At 65.2% G+C, this 6,977-nt stretch carries 5 protein-coding genes; all 5 read left to right on the top strand.

Features of this window, described 5'->3' with window-relative positions; genetic code table 11:
• Window positions 1–463: 463 nt before the first annotated feature.
• The 5 genes from AAFP35_RS05790 (at window position 464) to AAFP35_RS05770 (ending at window position 6,566) form a co-directional block, all read left to right on the top strand.
• Window positions 464–1,690 (top strand): ATP-binding cassette domain-containing protein, encoded by a 1,227-nt coding sequence (locus tag AAFP35_RS05790; RefSeq protein WP_419220781.1) that lies wholly within the window; start codon window positions 464–466, stop codon window positions 1,688–1,690.
• A gap of 14 nt (window positions 1,691–1,704) precedes the next feature.
• Window positions 1,705–2,478 carry an ABC transporter permease gene (locus AAFP35_RS05785; RefSeq protein ID WP_419220603.1) on the top strand — a complete coding sequence of 258 codons (774 nt, stop codon included), beginning with the start codon at window positions 1,705–1,707 and terminating at the stop codon, window positions 2,476–2,478.
• Window positions 2,475–3,296 (top strand): ABC transporter permease, encoded by an 822-nt coding sequence (locus AAFP35_RS05780; protein ID WP_419220602.1) that lies wholly within the window; start codon window positions 2,475–2,477, stop codon window positions 3,294–3,296. The genes AAFP35_RS05785 and AAFP35_RS05780 overlap by 4 nt, the downstream gene beginning before the upstream one ends.
• A 62-nt stretch (window positions 3,297–3,358) precedes the next feature.
• On the top strand, window positions 3,359–3,715 hold the full coding sequence (locus tag AAFP35_RS05775) for a GNAT family N-acetyltransferase (RefSeq protein WP_419220601.1): 357 nt from the start codon (window positions 3,359–3,361) through the stop codon (window positions 3,713–3,715).
• Between the two features lie 1,594 nt (window positions 3,716–5,309).
• A complete protein-coding gene (locus AAFP35_RS05770; protein ID WP_419220600.1) occupies window positions 5,310–6,566 on the top strand; it encodes a DUF222 domain-containing protein in 1,257 nt (418 codons plus the stop codon).
• The last annotated feature ends 411 nt before the right edge of the window (window positions 6,567–6,977 follow it).

Here is a 6,977-nt window from a genome sequence, read left to right as displayed (position 1 = left end):
AGCCCTTCTCTCCCAGGTCACCAACCGCCACGATCACCGGCAGTTCCGCACTACCGGACGATCGGGCGAACTGTCTGTTCACAAGGAATCTCGGATCCTCGAAACAATGTGCGTCATTATCGAACATCTGAATCGAAAAACTCCACCGTTCGCCTGTTTGGATGACGACGCACGAGCCACATCTGACCATCACAAAGGCGCGGCTCATGCCAACATTTCGATTTCCGCCATCGGTTCGTTACACGAGCACTTCGTGAGTCCTGCGAACGATGGAACCGACGGATGAAGAACGTAATGAATCGACCCGGCGATGCGACAAATTCTCGGGTGCGACGACCCGCTTTCGCCTACGATCGGCCCCACCGCATGCCGCGCATCCGATCGCAGCGGAGACGGCCTTCGTCGACGACACCGGCCGCACCCCGAGCACCCGCAGCCCGAACACCCGCACAGAGCCGCCCCGATCCGCGTCAGCGCTACCGGTCGGGCCCGAGAGGAGTTGGTCATGGCCGAGCAGTTCCCGTCGTCGACCACTGCTCCGACATCCACTCCGACATCCATCGACAGCCCTGCCGCCGACGCGCCCGACCCGGGTGCCGACACCGAGGAGACTCGACCCGACGGCTACGTACCGCGACATGCGGCACCCGACGACCACGACCATCCCGGTTCGTCGCCGTACGCGATCGAGGTGGTCGATCTGCACAAGCGCTTCGGTGACACCGTGGCCGTCGAGAACGTGAGCTTCACGGTGCGGCCGGGAACGATCCTCGCATTGCTGGGGCCCAACGGCGCGGGCAAGACAACCACCGTCAACATGCTCTGCACCTTGCTCAAACCCGACGGCGGCAGCGCACGGGTGGCCGGACACGACGTCGTCGCCGACGCCGCAGAGGTCCGTCGGTCGATCATGCTGACCGGTCAGTTCGCCGCCCTCGACGAAGCGCTCAGCGGGCGGGACAACCTCATCCTGTTCGGCAGGCTGATGGGTCTGAACAAGTCGTCGGCACGCGCCCGCGCCGACGAACTGCTGGAATCCTTCGGGCTCGCCGACGCCGCCAAGCGCCGGGTCGGCGAGTACTCCGGCGGCATGCGCAGGCGCATCGACATCGCGTGCGGCCTGGTCACCCAACCGGAGGTCGTGTTCCTCGACGAGCCGACTACCGGGCTCGACCCGCGCAGCAGACAGGAGGTGTGGGCACTCGTGGCCTCGCTGCGCGAGCAGGGGGTGACGACCCTGTTGACCACGCAGTACCTCGAGGAAGCCGACACCCTGTCCGATCACATCGTGGTGATCGACCACGGGCGGGTCATCGCCGCCGGCACCGCCGACGAGTTGAAGTCGGCGACGGGCGCCTCCCACTATCAGGTGACTCCCGCCGACCCGATCGATCTGGACCGCCTCGTCGAGTGCCTTGGTGCCCTGGTGACGCAACCGCCCGACCTCGACTCCGGCGACGACTCGGTGGCGGTGCCCGCACCGGATGGCGCCGACACCCTGGTGGAGATCGTCGCCCGCACGACACGGGCCGGTATCCGGTTGTCGGATGTGGCGCTGCGCCGCCCGAGCCTCGACGAGGTGTTCCTCGCCCTCACCGATCCGTCCCGGCCCGATCCCTCCCCGTCCGATTCCACCCCGTCCGATCCCGCGCCATCCGATCCCTCCGCCGACAGCGGCAAACGCCCGTGACCAGCGTCGCCACCGTGGGCAGACCACGGACCCGTGGCACCGCGCAATGGTGGGCGCTCACCGGACGTGGACTCGTGGCGTTGGTTCGCAGCGGGGAGATCATCTTCGCGTTCGTGGCGCCGGTTCTGCTCGCGATCTGCTTCTATCTGCCGCTGCGCTCGATCATGAACGCCGATCCGACCATGGATTACGCCGCGTTCCTGATGCCGATCATCTCGCTGCAATCGGTCAGCTTCGTCGCGTCGTCGGCCGCCATGCGCGCCGCGGTGGACACCACCAGGGGGATCAACACCCGATTCCGGACGTTGCCGATGCCGATGGCGATCCCGACACTTGCGCGGCTCGGCACCAACACGGCGCTGCTCGTCATCTCGGTGATCTGTGCGGCCGCCACGAGTCTGGTGATGGGATGGCGACCCGGAGGAGGTGTCCTCGACACGATCGGCCTGTTCGCGGTCGTGCTCGTCGTCGGCATGCTCATCGCGGTGCTCGCCGACGCCATCGGCCTGCTGTCCGACAGCCCCGAGGCGACCAGCCAGGCACTGTCCCTGCCGATCCTCGTCCTGGGCATGCTCTCCACCGGATTCGTCCCGGAAAGCCAATTCCCCCAATGGATTCAACCTTTCGTGCGCAATCAGCCGATCTCGCAGTTCGCCACGTCGATGCGAGCGCTCGGGGACGGCACGGCCACCTGGTCGATCCTCACGCCGACGATCTGGTGGTGCGTCGGATTGGCCGCCGCGGGGGCGGTACTCACCCTGATCGGCGTCCGGAGGACCGTGCGATGACCACCGTCGCGGGTGCACCGGTACGGTCGTCGGCGACCGAACGGACCGTGCGGGCGTGGGCAACACAGAGCGCCGTCCTCACCTGGCGGCAACTGTCGGTGATCGTGCGAGACCGTGCCACGTTTCTCCAGTACATTGCCGTACCGGTCCTCACTCTGCTCATGTTCAAGGTGGTCCTCGGAGACGCCATCGGCGGCGCCACCGGCCAAGACAGCACCTACTCGACGGTGCCACTGGTCATCCTCGTCAGCGCGATGTTCGGCTCCGTCGCCGCCGGTATCCGACTCAACCAGGAACGCGGCACCGGACTGCTCTCCCGGCTGTACGTACTGCCGATCAACCGTGCCGCCGACCTGACGTCGCGACTGCTGACCGAACTGATCCGGATCGCCCTGATCACCCTGCTGCTGATCGGCGTGGGCGCGACGATCGGCTTCACGATCACGGGCGGCGCCGCATCCGTCGCCGGCATCGTCGGCGTCGCCCTGTTGTTCGGGGCTGCCTACGCGATGCTGGTGCTCGCGCTGGCGGTGAGTGCCGAACCCTCAGCACCACTGGTCCCACTGCTGTCACTGGTGTCCAGCGTGCTCATGTTCTTCAACTCGGGCTTCTCCCCGATCGACGCCTACCCCTCCTGGCTGCAGCCCGTCGTCGAGCATCAGCCGATGACGCCGACCATCGAAGTGATGCGAGCGCTGGCAACCGGGCAGTCCGCCACCCACGATCTCATCGAGGTGGTGGCGTGGACCGTCGGCATCATCGCGGTCTGCCTCTATCCTGCGCTGCGTGGCTACCGCAAGGCGGCCACGGCGCGCTGACTCCTATGTACCGACACGTCTATGTACCGACGCGTCGCCCGAGACGCTGGCATGCTTGAACCATGCCCACCGACAAGACCGGCGCCGAGGCCACCGTCACCCAGAATCCGTCCGCCGACCGCTACGAGATCGCCGTCGACGGGACCGTTGCGGGATTCACCGCCTATCGGGACCGCACGACCAACGGCTCGGACGAACGAATCTTCTTTCACACCGAGGTCTCCGACGACTTCGGTGGACGAGGACTCGGCACGATCCTGGTCGCCGAAGCCCTCGACGACACCCGCGCCCAGGGCCGGATCATCGTCGGCGTCTGCCCGCTGGTCGCCGCCTTCCTGCGCAAACATCCCGAGTATTCCGATGCCACCCATCCCGTCACCCCGGACGTACTGACCTGGCTGGACTCCCAACTCGACTGAGCCGTCTCGCGAGCGCCGAGGCCGGCCGAGGAGCCCGCACCGAGACTGAGAGTGCCCGATCACGCTGAGGAAGAGTTGGTTCAGCGTTCTGGTACACGCGGGCGCCCACACCGCCGGTCGAGTTTCGAAACCACACACCGCCAGTCGAGATTCCGAACCACACACCGCCGGTCGAGTTTCGAAACCACACACCGCCGGTCGAGATTCGAAACCACACACCGCCGGTCGAGATTCGAAACCACACACCGCCGGTCGAGTTTCGAAACCGCTCACTGCCGGTCGAGTAGGCACCGAGGCGCCAGCCGAGGAGCCGTATCGAGACCCGAAGGCACCCGCATCGCAGTGCATTACAGTCGATTACCCGAACCGGGTCTCGCCATTGCTCGGACACCCCCAGGTCTCGATACGGATCTTCGGCTAGCGCCTCAGTACCTACTCGACCGGCACTGTGTGCGTGCAACCGTGGGGCCCGGACGCGAGATCATTGCCGTCGAACATGATCAGTCGACCGCAGGTTCCTCGATCATGCTGGGGAAGAGGTGGTTTCGCCTTCCGATAGCGTTATGGGCGCACCCCCACCGCCGGTCAAGTTTCGAAACCGCACACCGCCGGTCGAGTAGGCACCGAGGCGCCAGCCGAGGAGCCGTATCGAGACCCGAAGGCACCCGCATCGCAGTGCATTACAGTCGATTACCCGAACCGGGTCTCGCCATTGCTCGGACACCCCCAGGTCTCGATACGGATCTTCGGCTAGCGCCTCAGTACCTACTCGACCGGCACTGTGTGCGTGCAACCGCGGGGGACCGGACGCGAGAACATTGCCGTCGAACATGATCAGTCGACCGCAGGTTCCTCGATCATGCTGGGGAATTGGCGGTTTGCTTTCGGGGTGCGGGGCGCCCCACCGCCGGTCGAATCTCGAAACCGCACACCGCCGGTCGAGTAGGCACCGAGGCGCCAGCCGAGGAGCCGTATCGAGACCCGAAGGCACCCGCATCGCAGTGCATTACAGTCGATTACCCGAACCGGGTCTCGCCATTGCTCGGACACCCCCAGGTCTCGATACGGATCTTCGGCTAGCGCCTCAGTACCTACTCGACCGGCACTGTGTGCGTGCAACCGCGGGGGACCGGACGCGAGAACATTGCCGTCGAACGTGATCAGTCGACCGCAGGTTCCTCGATCATGCTGGGGAAGAGGTGGTTTGCGTTATGGGCGCGCCCATAACGCTGGTCGAGTAGGCACCGAGGCGCTAGCCGAGGGGCCGTATCGAGACCACATGGACACCCAGATCATATTGCATTGCAGTCGAATTCCCAGTTCGGCCACGTTGACGCGCGTCCGCACCGCCGGTCGAGTAGGCACCGAGGCGCCAGCCGAGGAGCCGTATCGAGATCACACAGGCATCCAGGCCAGCCGTGATCGAACACGGGCAGGCAGAACCACATTGTCAACACCCCTGTGTAACAACACCACTCACCACACCAAACCTGCCAGAGGTCGCCTCTACAATTGCATCAGGGAGACCGCCGTGCCACCGAAATATGTTGTGGCGCAATCAGATACCTGTGGATGAACCCTTCCCGCCGAACGCATGTTCGACTACAATCGAGTCATGCCGTTGGACACCCTGATACCCCTGCTGCGCGAGGTGACGATCGACGCTGATGCGTCCGGTCGCCAAGTCTTCGACACCACGAAGACATTGATGGACGTACGTAACCTGGTCGATCACCAGTTGGCCGTGCACGTGGCGGCGATGGACCGCCTCGGAGTGGCGCAGCGATCCGGAGGTCGCACCCGGAGCTTGTTGATCGAGATGGGGGCCGCTCCGGCTGTCGCCGACCGCTGGCTACGCATCGGGACCGCCCTGGACCGGCTGGAACGGGTCGCTGCTTATTCTGCGGACGGCGTGTTCTCCGGCGAGCACGTGGACGCACTGGTGCGCGGGATGGCCCACATCGATCAGCGGGCACCGGAACCTTTGTCGGCTGGGTCGGTGATCGAACACGAACTGGCATTGATCGCCCAAGCGTTCTCCGGTGCCACCCCACGCGAGGTACTTGAGGTGGCGCGCTCGCGGGGCAATCAGATCGCCGAGGATGAGGGCGGGGTGCCGGCCGCCGAGGACCGCTCGATCAACGACCTGTCGACCGCCCCGACTGCGGATGGTCGGTTGGAGGTGTTCGCCAATCTCGACATCGTCACCGGGGAGAAACTCGTGTCCGCCGTTGAATCCCTTGCACACAAGCGGCCCGAGCCGGATGGCTCGCCTGACACTCGGTCGGCGGGGCAGCGTCGCGCTGACGCGTTGGAGATGATCCTCGATGCCGCGGCCAAGGCCACCAGAACAGGGGATGCCGACATGGTGGTGGCCCCGAAAACACAGGTCAGTGTGACCGTGCCCGCCGATCATCCCGATCGGGCGTCTCTGGAATGGTTGGGGCCGGTCTCCCAGAGCACAGCGCATTTGGTGGCCTGTGATTCCGCGGTCACGGTGTTCGACCTCGACGAGCACGGTGCACCCCTCGGCGTGAGCAACGCAACGAGGTTGTTCACCGCGCAACAACGTAAAGCGTTGATCGTGCGTGACCAATGCTGTGTGAAATGCGGAGCGGCCGCCGGATTCACGCAGTGTCATCACATCATCTATTGGTCACACGGTGGTGCCACCGTCATCGACAACGGTTGCTTGTTGTGCACCTCCTGCCACGCCCAAATCCACGCGTCCGGGTGGGAGATCATCATGGGTGCCGACCGACACCCCTGGTTGATCCCACCGGTCGAGGTCGACCCGACACGCACACCGTTACCGGCCTACAACCGACGCACCATGACCCTCGCCGCCTGACACCGGCTACCTGACACCGACCGTCGGTATTCAAAACCTGTTGCACCCGAACACTCTTCACCACACCTGATCGGCAACCCGGGAACCCCGGGTTGTGCACGACCCTTGACAACTCCACAGTGTGAAATGGGAAACCCCTCGGGTACCCGCAGAGCCAGCGATGGTTCGGCGGGTACCCGACGGTGCCCTTTTCGGGACGGTCGCCGGCCGGCTTCGCCGGAGCCGACGCAGACGCCAGGACGCTCGCACTCTCGTCCCGAGGAACACAAACTGCTTGCGCACCCACCACGACGACGTCGGCAGGCCGCCCCAGAGAACCCGGCCCAGAGAACAGAGCCCCCTCGGGTCTCGATACGGCTCCTCGGCTAGCCCTCGGCGCCTACTCGACCGGCAGTGTGGCATGCCAACGCG

Source organism: Gordonia sp. CPCC 206044 (assembly GCF_048537895.1).
Taxonomy (GTDB): Bacteria; Actinomycetota; Actinomycetes; order Mycobacteriales; family Mycobacteriaceae; genus Gordonia.
Note: the sequence above shows the minus strand (reverse complement) of the source record. Positions and strands in the feature narration are given on the sequence as shown.